General features: G+C 66.7%; 19 protein-coding genes and 1 tRNA gene. 10 read left to right on the plus strand and 10 right to left on the minus strand.

Annotated elements, in window-relative coordinates; genetic code table 11:
* Window positions 1-42: 42 nt before the first annotated feature.
* A complete protein-coding gene (locus LRM18_RS08515) occupies window positions 43-1,299 on the plus strand; it encodes an O-antigen ligase (RefSeq protein WP_270953741.1) in 1,257 nt (418 codons plus the stop codon).
* Window positions 1,300-1,329: 30 nt separating this feature from the next.
* Here LRM18_RS08515 and LRM18_RS08520 read toward each other — a convergent pair whose 3' ends face one another.
* Window positions 1,330-2,136: a glycosyltransferase family 2 protein gene (locus tag LRM18_RS08520; protein ID WP_053505332.1), complete on the minus strand. Its 807-nt coding sequence runs from the start codon at window positions 2,134-2,136 to the stop codon at window positions 1,330-1,332.
* On the opposite strand from LRM18_RS08520, the gene LRM18_RS08525 reads away from it, so the two are divergent.
* The gene (locus tag LRM18_RS08525; protein WP_270953743.1) at window positions 2,135-3,193 is read left to right on the plus strand and encodes a CDP-glycerol glycerophosphotransferase family protein; all 1,059 of its coding nucleotides are present in this window, start codon (window positions 2,135-2,137) and stop codon (window positions 3,191-3,193) included. The two genes, LRM18_RS08520 and LRM18_RS08525, sit on opposite strands and share 2 nt — an antisense overlap.
* Window positions 3,194-3,317: 124 nt before the next feature.
* Here the strand turns inward: LRM18_RS08525 and LRM18_RS08530 are convergent, their stop codons facing one another.
* The 4 genes from LRM18_RS08530 to LRM18_RS08545 form a co-directional block, all read right to left on the minus strand.
* Complete coding sequence (locus tag LRM18_RS08530; protein ID WP_053461509.1) at window positions 3,318-4,856, minus strand: PH domain-containing protein; 1,539 nt, start codon at window positions 4,854-4,856, stop codon at window positions 3,318-3,320.
* Window positions 4,853-5,353, minus strand: coding sequence for a PH domain-containing protein (locus tag LRM18_RS08535; protein ID WP_057493874.1), 501 nt, complete (start codon window positions 5,351-5,353; stop codon window positions 4,853-4,855). Before LRM18_RS08535 ends, LRM18_RS08530 begins: the two co-directional genes overlap by 4 nt.
* 75 nt (window positions 5,354-5,428) lie before the next feature.
* Complete coding sequence (gene ribA / locus LRM18_RS08540) at window positions 5,429-6,565, minus strand: GTP cyclohydrolase II RibA (protein WP_270953520.1); 1,137 nt, start codon at window positions 6,563-6,565, stop codon at window positions 5,429-5,431.
* Between the two features lie 73 nt (window positions 6,566-6,638).
* Window positions 6,639-7,559 (minus strand): lauroyl acyltransferase, encoded by a 921-nt coding sequence (locus LRM18_RS08545; protein ID WP_053505329.1) that lies wholly within the window; start codon window positions 7,557-7,559, stop codon window positions 6,639-6,641.
* Window positions 7,560-7,620: 61 nt separating this feature from the next.
* On the opposite strand from LRM18_RS08545, the gene dtd reads away from it, so the two are divergent.
* The 5 genes from dtd to LRM18_RS08570 all read left to right on the plus strand — a co-directional run bounded on the left by dtd (window position 7,621) and on the right by LRM18_RS08570 (window position 11,672).
* The gene (gene dtd, locus LRM18_RS08550; protein ID WP_057493876.1) at window positions 7,621-8,061 is read left to right on the plus strand and encodes a D-aminoacyl-tRNA deacylase; all 441 of its coding nucleotides are present in this window, start codon (window positions 7,621-7,623) and stop codon (window positions 8,059-8,061) included.
* A gap of 91 nt (window positions 8,062-8,152) precedes the next feature.
* The gene (gene rpoD / locus LRM18_RS08555; RefSeq protein WP_049470997.1) at window positions 8,153-10,006 is read left to right on the plus strand and encodes an RNA polymerase sigma factor RpoD; all 1,854 of its coding nucleotides are present in this window, start codon (window positions 8,153-8,155) and stop codon (window positions 10,004-10,006) included.
* Window positions 10,007-10,572: 566 nt separating this feature from the next.
* The gene (locus LRM18_RS08560; protein WP_223224756.1) at window positions 10,573-10,902 is read left to right on the plus strand and encodes a hypothetical protein; all 330 of its coding nucleotides are present in this window, start codon (window positions 10,573-10,575) and stop codon (window positions 10,900-10,902) included.
* A gap of 40 nt (window positions 10,903-10,942) precedes the next feature.
* Window positions 10,943-11,018: transfer RNA gene (locus LRM18_RS08565), tRNA-Ile, on the plus strand.
* Between the two features lie 120 nt (window positions 11,019-11,138).
* On the plus strand, window positions 11,139-11,672 hold the full coding sequence (locus LRM18_RS08570) for a hypothetical protein (RefSeq protein WP_270953525.1): 534 nt from the start codon (window positions 11,139-11,141) through the stop codon (window positions 11,670-11,672).
* A gap of 78 nt (window positions 11,673-11,750) precedes the next feature.
* Here LRM18_RS08570 and LRM18_RS08575 read toward each other — a convergent pair whose 3' ends face one another.
* The 4 genes from LRM18_RS08575 to LRM18_RS08590 form a co-directional block, all read right to left on the minus strand.
* Window positions 11,751-12,224: a fasciclin domain-containing protein gene (locus LRM18_RS08575; protein ID WP_223224773.1), complete on the minus strand. Its 474-nt coding sequence runs from the start codon at window positions 12,222-12,224 to the stop codon at window positions 11,751-11,753.
* Between the two features lie 324 nt (window positions 12,225-12,548).
* Window positions 12,549-12,971, minus strand: a complete 423-nt coding sequence (locus LRM18_RS08580; protein ID WP_270953527.1) for a hypothetical protein — start codon at window positions 12,969-12,971, stop codon at window positions 12,549-12,551.
* Window positions 12,972-12,977: 6 nt separating this feature from the next.
* Window positions 12,978-13,808 carry an alpha/beta hydrolase gene (locus LRM18_RS08585; protein ID WP_049471000.1) on the minus strand — a complete coding sequence of 277 codons (831 nt, stop codon included), beginning with the start codon at window positions 13,806-13,808 and terminating at the stop codon, window positions 12,978-12,980.
* A gap of 120 nt (window positions 13,809-13,928) precedes the next feature.
* A complete protein-coding gene (locus tag LRM18_RS08590) occupies window positions 13,929-14,327 on the minus strand; it encodes a DoxX family protein (RefSeq protein WP_270953530.1) in 399 nt (132 codons plus the stop codon).
* 120 nt (window positions 14,328-14,447) lie between these two features.
* Here LRM18_RS08590 and LRM18_RS08595 point away from each other — a divergent pair, with 120 nt between their 5' ends.
* Together LRM18_RS08595 and LRM18_RS08600 are read left to right on the plus strand one after the other, a co-directional pair.
* Window positions 14,448-14,867: an H-NS histone family protein gene (locus tag LRM18_RS08595; RefSeq protein ID WP_270953532.1), complete on the plus strand. Its 420-nt coding sequence runs from the start codon at window positions 14,448-14,450 to the stop codon at window positions 14,865-14,867.
* A gap of 8 nt (window positions 14,868-14,875) precedes the next feature.
* Window positions 14,876-15,283, plus strand: a complete 408-nt coding sequence (locus tag LRM18_RS08600) for a hypothetical protein (RefSeq protein ID WP_049471007.1) — start codon at window positions 14,876-14,878, stop codon at window positions 15,281-15,283.
* A gap of 22 nt (window positions 15,284-15,305) precedes the next feature.
* On the opposite strand, the gene LRM18_RS08605 is transcribed toward LRM18_RS08600, so the two are convergent.
* Window positions 15,306-15,947, minus strand: coding sequence for a glutathione S-transferase family protein (locus LRM18_RS08605; protein ID WP_049471009.1), 642 nt, complete (start codon window positions 15,945-15,947; stop codon window positions 15,306-15,308).
* Window positions 15,948-16,413: 466 nt separating this feature from the next.
* Here LRM18_RS08605 and LRM18_RS08610 point away from each other — a divergent pair, with 466 nt between their 5' ends.
* Window positions 16,414-16,866: a PA2169 family four-helix-bundle protein gene (locus tag LRM18_RS08610; RefSeq protein ID WP_014648535.1), complete on the plus strand. Its 453-nt coding sequence runs from the start codon at window positions 16,414-16,416 to the stop codon at window positions 16,864-16,866.
* Window positions 16,867-16,971: the final 105 nt, after the last annotated feature.

Raw genomic sequence — 16,971 nt, forward strand, 5'->3', positions numbered from 1 at the left:
ATACTTCCCGACGTGCCAGCTTCACCGGACAACCTGAACCTCATGGCCGGCGATCCGCTGGGCGTTCCCGCCGGCGGGCGTCACGGGGTGGCCCACGGCCTGGCCCAGCTGGGCCTGTTCTGCCTGCCGGCCCTGGTGCTGACCGTGCCGATCAACCTGTTGCCGTACGGCCTGCTGCTGCTGCTCAGCACCCTGCTGGCGCCGGAGCTGCTGTGGCGCGCGCGCGGCATGGCGGGCCAACCGGTGAAAGTGCTGGCCTGGCTGATGCTGGCGGTGCTGGCGCTCGGCCTGCTGTCGGTGCTGCTGTTCGAGCAGGGCCTGCGTGACGTCGACAACCGATCGCGGTTCGTGGTGATTCCGTGGATCGCGCTGTGGGTGTGCGCGCTGCGTCCCAACCTGCGCTGGCTCTGGTATGGCGCGTTGACCGGCCTGCTCGCCACCTTCGTGATGTCGCTGTGGCAGGTGCTGGACGGCGCCCCGCGCGCGGACCTGTTCACCAACGCCATCGTGCTGGCCGACATCGTGATGGTGCTGATGGTGCTGCTGGTGTTCTGCCGCCCGTCGCGGCGCTGGTCGCTGGTGATCCTTGGCATGGCCGCTGGCTGCGGCACCATCGTGCTGACTGGCAGCCGCGGTGTGTTTGCCGCCCTGCTGGCACTGCTGGTGGTGCTTGCGCTGAGCCTGCGCTGGCGCACCGGCGCGGCGCGCCTGTCGGTACTGGCCGGCATGCTGGCGATCGGTGCGACCCTGCTGCTGTCGGTACCGGAACTGCGCCACCAGGTCCGCCTGAGCGAGCTGCACAGCGACGTGCAGCGGATGGAACTGGGCGACAGCGACTCGTCCGCCGGGGCCCGCGTGGAGCGCCTGCAGGTGGCCTGGCAGACCTTCCTCGACCATCCGCTGGTGGGGGTGGGCATCGGTCATTTCGACAGCGCGATGCTGCGCGTGCCGGTCTGCCGCGAGAACCCGGAAGAGTTGCGTTGCCACCTGGGGCATGCACACAACGATGTCGCCGAATGGGCAGCGACCCAGGGCGCACCTGGCCTGCTGCTGTTGCTGGCGGTGTATGGCATCCCGCTCTGGCTGTTCGTGCGCCTGCATCGCCGCAGCGGACGATCGACCTTCCGGGGCCCGGCCGCCGCCGGCATCATGCTGGTGATCACCTACGCACTGTGCGGCCTGACCCAGTCGATGTTCGCGCACCAGATGACCGCCAGTTTCTACGTGACCCTGGTCGGCCTGCTGACCGGCCTGTCGATCGTCGAGGGCGCGCGCCACCGGGCAATCAGCGGGACGTGATCCAGCGGCGCCCCGCACAGGGCCGGGCGATCAGGGGTTCGGCGGGTCAGCCACGGCCTGGCCGTTGCCCAGCATCCACAGCATGATGGTCTTCTGGCGCACGTAGTTGGCGCGCACATAGGCGTAGACCAGGCCGTGCCAGCCGTCGCGGAAGCCGCCACGGAACAGGAAGCCGCGCCAGAACCGCCAGGCCGGCGCCAGCACCAGCTTGCCCAGCGTGGCCCGTTTGCCGCGCGCGAATTCGTGCTCGGCCATCATCCGTGCGTACTTCTCGGTCTTGGCCAGCTGCTGCTGCAAGGAGCGGTAGGGATAGTGGATCAGGTCGCCGCGCAGGGTGCCGACGCTGCCATCGACGCTGGCCGCCTCGTGGATCTCGCGCTTGCCGCGCCAGCCGCCGCGGCGGCGGTCGAACAGGCGCATCACCCGGTCCGGGTAGGCGTTGCCATGGCGCAGGAACCTGCCGAAGTACTCCGACAGGCGCGCGAAGCGGTAGCCGGCATGACCGGCGAAGCCCGCTTCACGGGCCTGTTCGATGGCCGCGCGCAGTTCCGGGCTGATCCGCTCATCGGCGTCCAGGCACAGCACCCAGTCGTGGCGGGCCTGCCCGACGCAGTAGTCCTTCTGGCTGCGGAAGCCGTCGAACGGGCGCTGCAGCACCCGGGCGCCCGCGGCCTCGGCGATGGCCACGGTGGCATCGGTGGAGTACGAGTCGATGACGACGATCTCATCGCAGAAGGCCAGCGAGGCCAGGCAGTCGCCGATGCGGCCCGCCTCGTTGAACGCGATAATGCAGGCCGAGATGCGAGGCCGTTCGATGGGAGCGGTCGTGGAGGACATGATGGCCGGGTACCTGTTGTTTGCGACGGAGCGCTATGCGCTGCCTATTCTCGCCCCGTTGGCGCAGGCCTTGCACGCCTCCGGGCAGGAGGTCGCGGCCTGGTTCGAGGACGGCGCGGCCGGCAGCCAGCTGCCAGGGGTGCCCAGCATCGGCCTGAAACAGGCGCTGGCGATGCGGCCGCGTGCGGTGTTCAGCGCCGCCAACTGGGTGCCGACCTTCCTGTCCGGGGCCAAGGTGCAGTTGTTCCATGGCTTCAACGTGGAGAAGCGCGACAGTGCGCGCGGCCACTTCCGGGTGCGCGGGATGTTCGACCTGTACTGCACGCAGGGGCCGGCCACCACCGCGCCGTTCCGTGAGATCGCGGCCCAGCAGGGCCACTTCGCCGTGGCCGAGACCGGCTGGCCGAAGCTGGATCCGCTGTTCCGCGACGACGGTGGCGAGAGCGCCGCGCTGCGCGCAGCAGCGGGCGGGCGCCCGGTGATCCTGTTCGGTTCGACGTTCACCGAGCGCCTGAGTGCCGCCCCGCACCTGCATGCGGAGATCGCGGCCGACATCGCGGCCGGTGAGCGCTACTGGCTGCTGACACTGCACCCGAAGTGCCCACCGGACCTGTTCGAACGCTACCGCGCGCTGGCCGGCGCCCATGCGCGCTTCATCGAGCCGGAGCAGGTGATGGCCGCACAGCGCGCTGCCGATGTGCTGGTGTCGGATACCTCGTCGATCGTTTCGGAGTTCATCGTCCAGCACAAGCCGGTGGTGACCTTCCGCAACCGCGTGCCCAAGCCGCACATGATCGACTTCGACGACCCGCTGCAGCTGCCGGCGATGCTGCAGCGCGCGCTGCATCCGGACGCGGCGCTGCAGGCGGAGATCGTGCGCTATGCCGACGCCATCCACCCTTACCGTGACGGCCTGTCCAGCGAACGGGTGATCGCGGCCACCGAGGATTTCCTGTCCGGTGAAATGGGCGCGTTGCGACGCAAGCCGTTCGGCAGCTGGGTGCGCGACCTGCAGATCCGCAAGGACCTGGGCTATTGGGGGCCGTCGCAGCGCTGATGGGTTGATGCGGATCCACGCCATGCGTGGATGCACGACTCCGCTCGCGGTAGGGCCGGCCGCTGGCCGGCAACCTCGGCAATGTCTGCGGTTGCCGGCCAGCGGCCGGCACTGCCTGTATTGCTTACCAGCGCAGCGTGCGCCGCGCCAGCGCTGCGGCCAGCTGCTCCATCACCTGGTGCGCCTGCGCCCGCGGCAGGTAGTGCAGGGTGAGCGCCACATCGCCATGCGCGCCGGCGGTATCCAGTTGCAGGCTGCTGGTACCCAGCAGCTTGTCCAGCGGTGAGCGCCGCAGGCGCAGGCCCTGCACCTTGTCCAGTTCGGCCCAGCGCCACCAGCGCTTCCACCAGCCGCCGCGCACGGCTACGTAGTGGTCATCCAGGTACCAGCCCATGCGCGCCATCTGCCGGTGCGCGACCAGCAGCGCCACCGGCAGCCAGGCCAGCACCAGCAGGCCCCACGTTCCCCAGCGCCAATAGCCCGCGACAGCCAGCAGGGGGACCAGCACCAGCGCGCCCAGGCACAGCCGCCACCATCCACGCTGCGGGATGGACTGCCACTGCGCCGGCGGCCACTGCAGCCGGGGCAGCAGGTGCCGCACCAGCTGCGTGCAGTGCTCGCGGGGGGCCAGCGGCGCCAGCTCGCGCAGGGCGCGATCCTCGTCGCGCGAGGGGCCGCCGGCAGCGCTGTCGATGCGCAGCTGGCGCAGTCCGAACCAGCGATGCAGGGTGGTTTCGCGCAGTGTCCAGGCCTGGATGCGGCGTCGCGCAACACTGCTGCGGGTGCGGCTGAGCAGGCCGGCCGAGACGGTCAGCCGGCGATCCTGCTCGCTGAGGGTGAAGCCGTGATAGCGCAGCAGGGTCAGCACCACCGACAGCAGGCGCAGCCCCAGCCAGCCCAGCAGCAGGGCCGCTGCCAGCAGCAGGAAAGCGCCGGCCACGCCGGGGTGCAGGTGGCTGGCATAACCGAATGCCTCGCGGCCGCCACGCTGGATGGCCGCGTCCATCACCGGGCGCGGCACGGTCTGGAACAGCACGCCGAAGGCGGCGACCGCCAGCGCCCAGCCGCGGTTGGAAAGCAGGCCCATGCGCACCACGTCCCAGCCCGACAGGCGCAGCAGGACGTGTTCGGTGCCGGCCGCGGTGTCCGCAGGCGTGGCGACAGCGTCGGCGGCCTGCGGTGCCTGCCCACGCTGGCGCACGAGACGTTCCAGCGCCAGCGCCTGGTCCAGCTTCAGCACCCGCATTTCCGCTTCCGGACGCACGCCGCCAGCCGACTCCAGGCGCAGCTCGGCCACGCCGAACAGCCGGTGCAGCGGGTTCTGCCGCACTTCCACGTTGTGGATGCGGGCGAACGGGATCTCGCGGCGGTTGCGCGCCAGCAGTCCGCTGCGCACGGTGATCGCGTCGCTGCCGATGCGGTAGCGGTAGCTGAGGTACTGCAGCACCGAGACCAGCACCAGCGCGGCAATCGCCGACAACGGGATCAGCTGTGCCCACATCGGATCGCGGTCGCCGCGCTGGCCGAACACCAGCAGTGCCACCAGTGGCAGGAAGTAGTGGCGCAGTTGCATCAGCAGCACGAACAGCCACGACCACGGGTGCAGGCGATGGTCTTCGCCACCGTCAGGCAGCGATGCGGGCAGGGGCGGTGGCAGGCTCACAGGGCGTCGGCGTCCTGGTCCAGCTGGTGCGAAAGCGTGTCGCGCAGGCGTTCGGCATCGACTTCATCCAGGCCGCTGACAGTCACCGCACTCATGCGGGTACCGGCGGTGTGCACGATCAGCGTGGCCAGGCCGGCGCGGCGTTCCAACGGGCCCCTGCGCAGGTCCAGGTGCTGCACGCGCGAAATGGGAATGCGGGTTTCCAGCTGCCACATCAGGTCGCGGCGCAGGCCCAGCCCCTGGGCATCCAGCCGCCAGCGGGTGCGGGTCAGTCGCCGGCGGCCGAGCCATGCGCCGAAGGCGATGCCCGCCAGCAGACCGATCACGGCGGTCCATAGGCCGCCTGGCAGATCGAAGAACCAGCCAGCTGCGGCCAGTGGCAGGCCCGGCACGAACGCGCCGCCGAATGCGCCTTCCAGTGCGGCCAGGCGCGCGGCGCGTTGCGGCAGCGACTGCCAGGCATCGGTGGGTGGGGCGGTAGGGGCGACGTCGGTCACGCAGGCTCCGTCAGGCGGCAGGGCGGGCGGTGGCGGCGCTGGCCGCACCGCGCAGACGGTAGCAGGTCGGCTGCGTTACTGGGCAGCCTGGATCAGCGCGTCAACATCCAGCAGATGGCCTGCACGATCGGCCTTGGTACGCAGGTAGTGCTCGTTCTCGGCAGTGATCTCGCCGGTGACCGGAATGCAGTCCAGCACCTCGATGCCGGCGTTGCGCAGCCGCTGTGCCTTGGTCGGATTGTTGCTGAGCAGGGCCACGCGCGAAATGCCCAGGCCGTGCAGCATCGCCACCGCACTGCCGTAGCGGCGCTCGTCGGCGCCGAAGCCCAGCTGCGCATCGGCATCGATGGTGTCCAGGCCGTCGTGCTGGTAGCCGTAGGCGCGCATCTTGGCCGCGATGCCGGTGCCGCGGCCTTCCTGGTCCAGGTACAGCAGCACGCCGCCGCCCAGTTCCTTCAGTTTGCGCAGGCCACGCCGCAGCTGGTCGCCGCAGTCGCACTTGAGTGAACCGAACAGGTCGCCGGTCAGGCATGAGGAGTGCACGCGTACCGGCACCACTGTCGACAGGTCCGGTTCGCCGACGATGATCGCGACCTGGTCGCGCTGGGCCACGCCGCCGCGGAACACCGCGAAGGTGGTCATGCCGACATCGCGCAGCGGCACCGGCGAACGGGCGACCAGTTCGTAATCGTGGGCGGCGTGTGCCGCGCCCTCGGCCAGGTCGCACAACGCCACTTCGGCCGCACCCGCAAAGGTCGTGTCCTCCGCATCCAGGCGCACCGCCACCATCGCCGGCAGCAGCAGGCCCAGGCGGGCCAGCTCCACCGCGCCGGCATCGAAGGCGTCGCCGGCACTCCAGTCTTCGGGCATCGGGCCGGGTTCGCGCAGGTAGCCCAGCGAGGGCAGGGCATCGAAGGCGACGCCGGCCAAGGGCAGGCGTGCGCCCTGCGGAGCCTCCACGCCGAGCACGCGGGCACGGGTGGCGGTCAGGAACAGGTAATGGCGTTGGCGTGCAGCACTGGCGAACGCGGCGAAGCTGCTGGCCGTGGCGCTGTCCAGCGCGATCACGGCCAGGCGCTGGCCCTGGCCGTCGTGGAGCAGCACCGGGCGACCGGCACGCAGTTCGGCCACCGCGCGTTCGCAGCGGATCGCGGCGGGGTCGCCGAACAGGGAAGAGGCAGCAGTCATGGCAGGACCGGGGGAGGCGGACATCGCAGTCTCTATGGGGGCAGCGGCGTCGTATTCAACGTGGTGCGGCCGCCGGTCGCAGGCGACCGGATAGCCGTCAATGCGGATGTTCTTCGGTCGCGTACGGGTCTTCCTCGCCGCTGCCCGGGGGCCGCAGCGTGTAGCGCTTGTAGGTCCACTGGTACTGCGCCGGGTCGCGACGGGCGATGCGCTCGATGCCGGCATTGAGCGCGGTGGCGGCCACCTGCGGGTCCGGGTCGGCCACGGCCGGGTCGGTCGGCTCGATGTGCAGGGCGAATTCCATGTCCGGCCCGATGCGCTCGCACCAGCCATACAGCACGGTGGCGCCGGTGCGCTCGGCCAGGCGGTTGACCAGGGTCATGGTCAGCGCCTGCACGCCGAAGAACGGCACGAATACGCCATCGCCGGCCTTGGGCTGCTGGTCGGGCAGGATGCCGGTGGCGCCGCCCTCCTTGAGTACCTTGAACAACTGGCGCACGGCCGGGCCCTCGGCGCGCACCTGCTGCACGTTCTGGCCGCCGCGCACCAGCTGCAGGAAGGCGTCGCTGGCTTCGTCCTCCGGCGGCTTGTAGACGATGGCGATCTGCCCGCGCGAGGCCAGCCACTGGTTCAGCAGCTCCCAGTTGCCGAAGTGCGGGGCGGCCACGATCACGCCCTTGCCGCTGGCCAGGGCTGCGTCGTACAGGGCTTCGCCGTGGCGCTGCTGCAGGTGCAGGCGCAGGTTGTCGGCCGGCTTCCGGCTCCACAGGCGCAGGGTCTCGATCGCCTGCAGGGCGGTCGAGCGCAGCAGCTCGCGGTGCAGGCGGTCGCGCGCGGGACCGTCCAGCTCCGGGTAGGCCAGTTCGAGGTTGCGCCGGGTAACGCGGCTCTCCCGGGCATTGAGACGGACCCATGTCCATGCCAGGGCGCGCGCGAACGCCCGCAGCAGCGGCCAGGGCAGGCGGGCGAACAGGGTGGTGGCGCGGTAGACCAGCCGGGCTTTGCGGTGCGGATTCATCGGCGCCAGTTTAGCCAAGGGCGCTGCTATCGTGGCCGGCCCTGTTCATCCGGAAACCACCATGCTCATCCTGATCCAGCGCGTCAGCCAGGCCGCCGTCCATGTGGACCAGGAGGTGGTGGGGCAGATCGGGCCCGGCCTGCTGGCCCTGGTCGGCATGGAGCCGGGCGACAGCGAGGCCCAGCTGCAGCGCATGGCCGAGCGCCTGCTGGGCTACCGGGTGTTCGCCGACGAGGCCGGGAAGATGAACCGCTCGCTGCGTGATACCGGCGGCGGCCTGCTGCTGGTCAGCCAGTTCACCCTGGCCGCCGACACCCGATCGGGCATGCGGCCCAGCTTCACCACCGCCGCGCCGCCGGACGAGGCTGAACGCGGGTTCAATCGATTTGTCGGGATCTGTCGTGAAAATCACGCGCCAGGGGTGGAAACGGGCCGGTTTGGTGCCCATATGGTCGTCAGCCTGGTCAATGACGGTCCTGTGACCTTCCTTCTCCGGCCCTGAGCCTGCGGGACCACCGCTCGGCAGGCGGGGCCCCGGGCTGGTATAATGCTACGTTCCCTATTTCCTACCCAGCCGGTGGCGCGAGCACTACATGGCCAACGAACGTCCTGCCCAATCCGAAATCAAGCAACTGATCAGCAAGGGCCTGGAACAGGGCTACCTGACCTACGCCGAAGTCAATGACCATCTGCCGGACGACATGGTCGACCCGGAACAGATCGAAGACATCATCGGCATGATCAACGGCATGGGCATCGATGTCCATGAAGTTGCGCCGGATGTGGAGACCCTGCTTCTCAACGACGGCAACACCGGCAACCGCGAAGTCGATGACACCGCGGCCGAAGAAGCCGCCGCTGCGCTGAGCGCGCTCGACACCGAAGGTGGCCGTACCACCGACCCGGTGCGCATGTACATGCGCGAAATGGGCACCGTCGAGCTGCTGACCCGCGAAGGCGAAATCGCCATCGCCAAGCGCATCGAGGAAGGCCTTTCGCAGGTCCAGGCCGCCCTCGGCCAGTTCCCGGTTTCGGTCGAGTCGCTGCTGAACGACTACGAAGCCCACAAGGAAGGCAAGAAGCGTCTGGCCGAAGTGATCGTCGGCTTCAACGATCTGGTCGACGAAGAGCCGGCGCCGCCGGTGGCCGCTGCCGATGACAGCAGCGATGCCGATGCCGAAGCCGACGAAGACGAGGACGATGATGTCGAGGGTGGCGAGGAAGAAGCCGCACCGACCGGTCCGGATCCGGAGGAAGTCGCTGCGCGCATGCAGGCGCTGAGCGACGCCTTCAACGCCTTCAAGAAGGCGGCGACCAAGGGCGACAAGAAGAACCTGCCGCGCCTGCGCGAAGAGATGTCGGCGGTGTTCGTCACCCTGAAGCTGCCGCTGCCGCTGACCGACGTGCTGACCAAGCAGCTGCGCGACACCATGGCTTCGATCAAGGCCCATGAGCGCCGCGTGCTGAACCTGGCCACCGTCACCGCCCGCATGCCGCGCAAGGACTTCATCCGTTCCTGGGAAGGCAACCAGACCAACCTGGAATGGGTGGAAGATGCACTGAAGCGCAAGCAGAAGTGGTCGTCGGCCCTGCGCGACGTGAAGGACCAGATCATTGCCGAACAGCAGGCGACGATCGACATCGAGAAGCTGACCCAGCTGGACCTGGAAGAGCTGAAGGAAATCAGCCGTGCCATGGCCTACGGTGAAGCCAAGGCGCGCAAGGCCAAGAAGGAAATGGTCGAGGCCAACCTGCGCCTGGTGATCTCGATCGCCAAGAAGTACACCAACCGTGGCCTGCAGTTCCTTGACCTGATCCAAGAAGGCAACATCGGCCTGATGAAGGCGGTGGACAAGTTCGAATACCGCCGCGGTTACAAGTTCTCGACCTACGCCACCTGGTGGATCCGCCAGGCGATCACCCGCTCGATCGCCGACCAGGCGCGCACCATCCGTATTCCGGTGCACATGATCGAGACGATCAACAAGTTGAACCGCATTTCCCGCCAGATGCTCCAGCAGTACGGCCGCGAGGCTACGCCGGAGGAGCTGGCCAAGGAAATGGACATGCCGGAAGACAAGATCCGCAAGGTGATGAAGATCGCCAAGGAGCCGATCTCGATGGAAACCCCGATCGGCGACGACGAGGATTCCCATCTGGGCGACTTCATCGAGGACACCAACGTGGAGTCCCCGATCGAGAACACCACCAACATCAACCTGTCTGAAACCGTGCGCGACGTGCTGGCCGGCCTCACCCCGAGGGAAGCCAAGGTGCTGCGCATGCGCTTCGGCATCGACATGAATACCGACCACACGCTGGAAGAGGTCGGCAAGCAGTTCGACGTGACCCGCGAGCGCATCCGCCAGATCGAAGCGAAGGCGCTGCGCAAGCTGCGTCACCCGAGCCGCTCGGAGCAGCTGCGCAGCTTCCTGGATATCGATTGATTTCCAGCGGTTGTTGCAGCGTTGAGAAACCCCGCCTGGTGCGGGGTTTTTCTTTTCCGGATGCCTGCGCTTTCTGTAGAGCCGAGCCATGCTCGGCTGCTGTTCGCGATGACGTATCCGGAAGATCTTCTCAACGAGTGACGGTTGCTTGCCGCACCTTGTGACGCAACTGGCCTGAGGATTGTTGAGGACTGTGCTGCAAAGGAGGAGACCATCCAGCGCAAATCCCAAGTGGCTCAATGCTGTGAGCTTCCTGCTGTGTGTGATTGGTATGGACCATGTCGCATTCGCCAATTGAAGCCACTACCTTCGCTTCCACACAGTCCCCTTCAGGTGCTCAACACACCTTCGTAGGCGGACTGTCTGCCGCAACAGCAGGCAATCCAAGGTCAAACCGCATCACTCGTCATCCCGGTGAGTCCAAGCGTTTCTGGCCGGGTGGCGCGCAGCCATACAAGACCCTGCATGGGGGAAAGCTGCGGGCGGCCCTACGACCGTGTTGAAGCACCCGGTCGCCTCTCTCAACAGGAGGCGCAACAGGTTCGACAAATCGTAGGAGAGTGCGTATGGAACTGAAGATGGTTGTCGATGCATGCGGCAGGGATGGATCGGATGCACGTGACTGCAACTTCCCGCCGTTGTTGGACTGGGACGATGTAATGCGTGATGAGCGCGATGACCCCCTCGGATTCGCCCGCCGAGCAACACTGGCGTTGCTGACGCAGCCGAGTGCTGGATTGCTTGCCGGATTCAGGGGCGACAACCAGAAGGCGCTTGAAGAGGCCAGAAGGACGGTGGCATTGTTTCAGGCACACCTGCGGCGGCAGGCGTGGTTTGCGGAAGTGGCGGAGAGGCGGTTGGGGCGCGTTGCCGAGGTTCTTGCTGCTGCCGGGTAGCCGATCGAGCGCAGGCTCCACTACACTGTGACGCTGCGCGGGGCCTATAGCTCAACGGTTAGAGCAGGGGACTCATAATCCCTTGGTTCCAGGTTCGAATCCTGGTGGGCCCACCAAGAAATTGGCACTCAGGCTCCACCCCGGCGCTTTTTTCGTACCGCCCGGAAACGTCAGCGCTTGCACGGTGGTTTCACTGGCACGTCGTGACAGCCACAGCCTGCAGCGGCTGCCGGTGCGTGTGCACGACGCCGGCCAGGGCACGCGCGCTGAAGATCATCCGGGAGGTTCATGTGCCGCATACACTGGACGTTGTTCTGAAGACGGCAGGCTTCAGTGTCCTCGCGGCGCTTCCGCTGGCGGCGATCGTGTTTATCCATCGACGCGGCGCACGGCACGCCCGTGCCGCATTGGCATCAGGGGTGCAGGTGAGCGCTCCGCGCCGAATCTCCAAGCGGTCCATGACCCTGGTCATGATCGACGGGAAAGAGGATCGTGAGCACTACTTCTTTGATGCAGAGGCGTTCTATCTGCAGCGGGGCGCGGTGCCCACGGCGGTTCCTCTCACGCAGATCATTGCGGTCAGGCGAACCTCCGACGTCATCTACGGACGCTATGTCTGGCAGGTGGATTTCAGCAGCGCGTCGGGCAGGCGCAGTGTGCGCTTCACCACCAACCTGACACTGTTCAACCGCGATTTCCTGTTGTTCCTGGAGGCGGTGCGGAAGGCCAATCCACTCGCAACTGTCGAACAAGCGGGCATCTTCTTCTGACGGCCAACGGCATGCCTGCACGGCAGCAGCGGCAGCCGCAGCGCGACTGCCGCCATGCCGTCTTCCCGCTGCCTGCACCTACTTCGGCATCAACACCGTATCGATCACATGGATCACGCCATTGGACTGGCCAACATCGGCAATGCTGATGCCGGCCTTGCCACCCTTGGCATCGATGACCCACAGCTTGCCGTCATGCAGGGCGACCGTGAGCGGTTCACCTTCAACGGTCTTCAGCGTGGCCTTGCCGCCGTGCTTCCTGGCGTCGGCCAGCAGCTGCGCAGCACTGTAGTTGCCCGGTACAACATGGTAGGTCAGGATCTTGGTCAGTTGCGCCTTGTTTTCGGGCTTCACCAGCGTATCAACGGTACCTGCGGGAAGCTTGTCGAAGGCTGCATTGGTTGGCGCGAAAACGGTGAAGGGGCCGGCTCCATTGAGCGTGTCGACCAGGCCGGCCGCCTTGACCGCAGCGACCAGGGTCGTGTGGTCCTTGGAGTTGATGGCGTTCTGGACAATGGTCTTGGTGGGATACATCTCGGCGCCGCCGACCATCACGGTATTGGCGGCGAAGCTCGTGGACGTGGCTGAAACGAGTACGGCGAAGCTTACGGTAGCGGCTATCCGCTGAAGAGCTTTCACGGCGCGTTCCTTTATGGGATGCCCGCAAGGCGCGGGCATCCTACATACGCGTGGGCGAGGTCGCTGGATGCAGGCAGAGCGCTCTGGATGCGGATCCGCAGGAAAAGGCGCGCGTTGTAAAAAGCAAGTGAATTCCCGTTGCATGGGGCAATGATCTGCCGCGGCCGAACCCGCGAACCCTGCACGGGTCCAACGGATATCGGGCGTGTCGACGCCGCGGAGTACATGGAGCGCGGGCTATTCGCCGTTGCGTTGGCTGAGTTCTTCGAGCCGTGCGCGGCTGACAGACTGGTGATTGCCGCAGGTGGGGCAGCTGAGCGCGGCCGCACCGTCGAGATCGACAAGACCATGGTTGGGGATGGCCCTGAACTGCCGGGAACACCTGATGCATGAGCAATCGATCCGGGTGACCTGCAGGAGTGTGCCGTCTGCCCGCGTCACTCCCTCGACGCTGATTACGTAGAACTGTCCGATGTCACGCATGAAGATGAACGATCGCCCTGGTTTTGTATGGCCGCCCATCATGCTGCTTTGCCGCTCGCATGGCACGAAGCGCGCGCGATCCAATGCTGAAGAATTAAGAATGCTGCTGCAGGCTCCGCAGATCGGAGAGGTGCGCGCCGCCGGCGTCCGGGAAAGGCCGACGCCCTTCCCGGACATCTTCGATCAGCTTTCCAGGAAGGCCAGCAGGTCGGCGTTGATCCGGTCCGCGTGCGTGGTCGGAATGCCGTGCGGTGCACCTTCGTAGGTGATCAGCTTGCCGTTCTTTACCAGCTTTGCGGAAAGAACGCCGGAGTCGGCGTATGGCACCACCTGGTCATCGTCGCCATGGATCACCAGGACGGGAATGGAAATGCCTTTCAGGTCTTCGGTGAAATCGGTCTGCGAGAAGGCAACGATGCCGTCGTAGTGCGCCTTCGCCGAGCCCTGCATGCCCTGTCGCCACCAGTTCCAGATCACCGCGTCCGAGGGCTTCGCGCCCGGGCGGTTGTAACCATAGAACGGGCCTGCCGGCACATCGTGGTAGAACTGCGCACGGTTGGCCGCCAGTTGCGCCTGGAAATCGTCGAAGACGGCCTTGGGCGTGCCCTGCGGATTTGCTGCAGTCTTGACCATCAACGGTGGCACCGAGCTGATCAGCACGGCCTTGGACACATTCTTCTCGCCGTGGCGTGCGATGTAGCGGACCACCTGGCCACCGCCGGTGGAATGGCCGACATGCATCGCTCCCTGGGTGCCCAGTGTCTCGACCACGGCCGCAACATCGTCGGCGTAGTGATCCATGTCATGGCCATCCGACACCTGGCTGGAGCGCCCATGCCCGCGGCGGTCGTGCGCGACCACGCGGTATCCCTTGTTGACGAAGAACAGCATCTGCGCGTCCCAGTCGTCGGAGGTAAGTGGCCAGCCGTGATGGAAATGAATGACCTTGGCGTCACGCGGACCCCAATCCTTGTAGAAGATCTCGACACCGTCTCGGGTGGTAACCGTAGCCATTTCAGGTTCCTCGCTGTTGGGAGTTGGGAGCGTCCGGCGTCGCGGCGATCACCGCGACCGAGTCCATTGCAGGCAGCGCTGCGCGCCGCCCTGCGCGCAACGCCTGAGGTGCCGCTGCTGTTACCGCTGCGCGCGCCGACCGCGCCCATCCACGCTGTAGCGCCCTGCACCGGTGCAGGCCAGCAGCAGGAATCCACCGGCCAGGCCCAGGTTCTTCAGGAACATGATCTGCTGGGTCGGGTCGGCGAGGTTGTGGTGGAAGATGGCGGCGGTGACCAGGCTGAAACCTGCCAGCATGATCGACACCAGCCGGGTCTGGAAGCCGAGCAGGATGCACAGGCCACTGCCGATCTCGAAGGCAATGGTCGGCCATAGCAGGATGCCGGGCACACCCATGGCTTCCATGTAGCCCTGGGTGCCACTGAGATCACCCAGCTTGCCCAGCCCGGAGACGAGGAACAGCGCCATCAGCAGGATGCGCGCAAGCAGATAGGCAAGCGAATGCGATGCGTGGCTCACGTCGAGGTCCTCTGAGGATGGCTGGCGAAGGCGATCGGAGCCCACGTCCGGTGAAGCCTGTGTGCAGGCGGCCGTCGCCGTGTCTTGACAGCCACCACGCCCCCGGTGGACCTTTCCTGCATGACGATCGATATCGAATCGCTCAGCCTTCGCGAGCTGGGTGCCCTGGTGGTTGCCGCCGAACAGCGGAAACAGCTTATTTCCCGTCGCCGTCCGGCCGCTGCGGTGCGGCGGATGCTGAAGGCCGCCGCTGCCGAAGCCGGCTATACCCTGGACGAACTGTTCGGCGCAGCGGCGGTCGACGCGCCCGCACCCGGCGCCAAGCCCGCGCGGCGCAGGACCGGCAAGGTGGCGGCCAAGTACCGCGATCCGGAGTACAAGCGGCTCACCTGGTCCGGACGTGGCCGCATGCCGCGATGGCTGGCGTCCAAGGTGCAGAAGGGTCACAAGGTCACCGACTTCCTCATTCCCGGCCTGGCCCGGCCGACGGCGCGCAAGAGCAGCCCCATCGGCAAGCGCACGGTCTTCAAGAAGGACTGAACCGCGGCATGGCAGATGATGCAGGCATGACGATCGCGCCCAGGGCCCTGTACACCGCCGCAGCCGCAGCCGTGCTGGTCAGTCTGCTCGCCTGGGCGGTGGAATGGAGCGGGATGGCCTATGTCTGCCCCTACTGCCGGGTGCAGCGCACGGTGATCGGCATTGTGGGCGTGCTGACGCTGTTCGCGCGACCGGGCGGCATCGTGGTGCCCTGGCTGTCGTACACCAGCGGCGCGTTCGCCTTCGTGGTGGCCGCGATGCAGCACTTCAACGGCTGGAAGCGCATTTCCGCGGGCGACTTCCGCTTCAACGAGCAGTGGTACATCGACCCCTGGCTGCTGTCGGGCTGTGCGATGCTGATTCTGATGGCGCAGTTGATGCTGGTGCAGGCGGCGTGCCGGCGCAGGCTGCAGTGATGCCTCGACGCGGGGCGCAGCGCTAGGCGTTCTGGAACACCGCCAGCTGCGCGGCGAAGGCCCGCTGGTAGGCGGGCCGCTGCGTCGCCCGGTCCGCGTAGGCGGCCACCTGTGGGTACGGGTCGAGCAGCCCGCTGCTGTTCAGCCGCAGCAGTACCGAGACCATCATCAGGTCACCCACACTGAATTCGCCGTCCAGCCATGGGCTCCTGGCCAACCACGTCGACAGCTGCGCCAGCCGGGTCCGGACCCGCTCATCGAGCATCGGCAGCCGCTGTGCGTACCATGGCTGTTCGCGCTCCAGTACCCAGGCCATGGAGCGTTCGACAATCGGCGGCTCCACCGTGTTCAGCGCGGCGAACAGCCACATGATCGCGCGCGTGCGGGCGTCGGGCTCGCGTGGCAGCAGGCCGGCGTGCCGTTCGGCCAGGTGCAGGACGATGGCGCCGGATTCGAACAGGGTCTGGCTGCCCTCCTGCCACGTCGGAATCTGCCCGAATGGATGCCTGGCCAGGTGCGCGGGCTGCTTCAGCTCAGCAAAGGTGAGCAGGTGCACGTCGTAGGGCACCTCCAGTTCCTCCAGTGCCCAGCGCACGCGCATGTCCCGGGCCAGGCCCTGGCCGCGGTCGGGGGAGTTGGCAAAGGCGGTGAGCACGGGAAGCATGGGTACACGCTCGGGTCGGCAAGGCTTTCATGGTCCGACGAACGGGCGGGCCGGGAATCGACACCGGCGCTGGCGACGTGCACGTCGCCTGCACGCGTTCTGCACGGGAGCACGGGCGCGGATTCATCAAGCTGCCGGGGTCATCCGTAGCTACAGGCAGGTAGGCATGAATACTCCCGGTAAACCCAAGCCCAGTGGACGCCAGCGCAACATCCTCCTGGCGGCGCTCGCCGCCGTGCTGGTGATCGTCCTGATCATCCTGTTCATTCCCTGGTGAGGCTGCGCGGGCACGCGCCGTGAACGGCATGCCGCTCTGACGTGAAGCAGTCAGTCCGGGTTGGGTGAAGTGATCTGCGCATCAATCGCTGCTCACCCGCGAACCACATGGGCCTGTCCACAGTGACCCCACAGGCAGCGCAGTCGAGGCTGCTTTTCTCCCCCGAAACGACGAAACAGGAGCAACGCCATGAGCACCCAGTCCACCATCGAACATCGCCTCAACGACCTGATCGAAATCGCTCGTGACGGCAAGTCGTTCTACGAAGAGGCTGCTACCAAGGTGAAGGATGCCGAGCTGTCGGCGCTGTTCACCCGCATCGCCGGGGTCAAGGGCCGCATCGTCGCCGCACTGAGCGGTTCGGTTGCCGCCAGCGGTGGCAAGCCGGCCGAACACGGCACCGTGGTGGGTTCCATGCAGCAGTTCTATGGCAAGGTCCGCGCCGCCTTCGGTGACACCAACTATGGCTACGTGGCCGAGCTGGAAGAATCCGAAGACCGCCTGCTGGGCGCGTTCAAGGACGTGCTGCAGGACAACGAGCTTCCGCCGGCGGTGCGCCAGGAAGTGACCCAGCTGCTGCCGGAAGTGCAGGAATGCCACAACGTGATGCGTGCTCGAAAGCACGCCATGAAGGCAGCCTGATCGTTCTTAGCGGCTGCTTCCGCTGAGTCGCCGAAGCCGGGGCAGTACGCTGCTCCGGCTTTTTTTTGCGGTACGTGGCAAGAAAGTGGGGGTGGCCCTCCGGCC

Source organism: Stenotrophomonas sp. PI_27, assembly GCF_027854495.1.
Lineage (GTDB): Bacteria > Pseudomonadota > Gammaproteobacteria > Xanthomonadales > Xanthomonadaceae > Stenotrophomonas > Stenotrophomonas pavanii.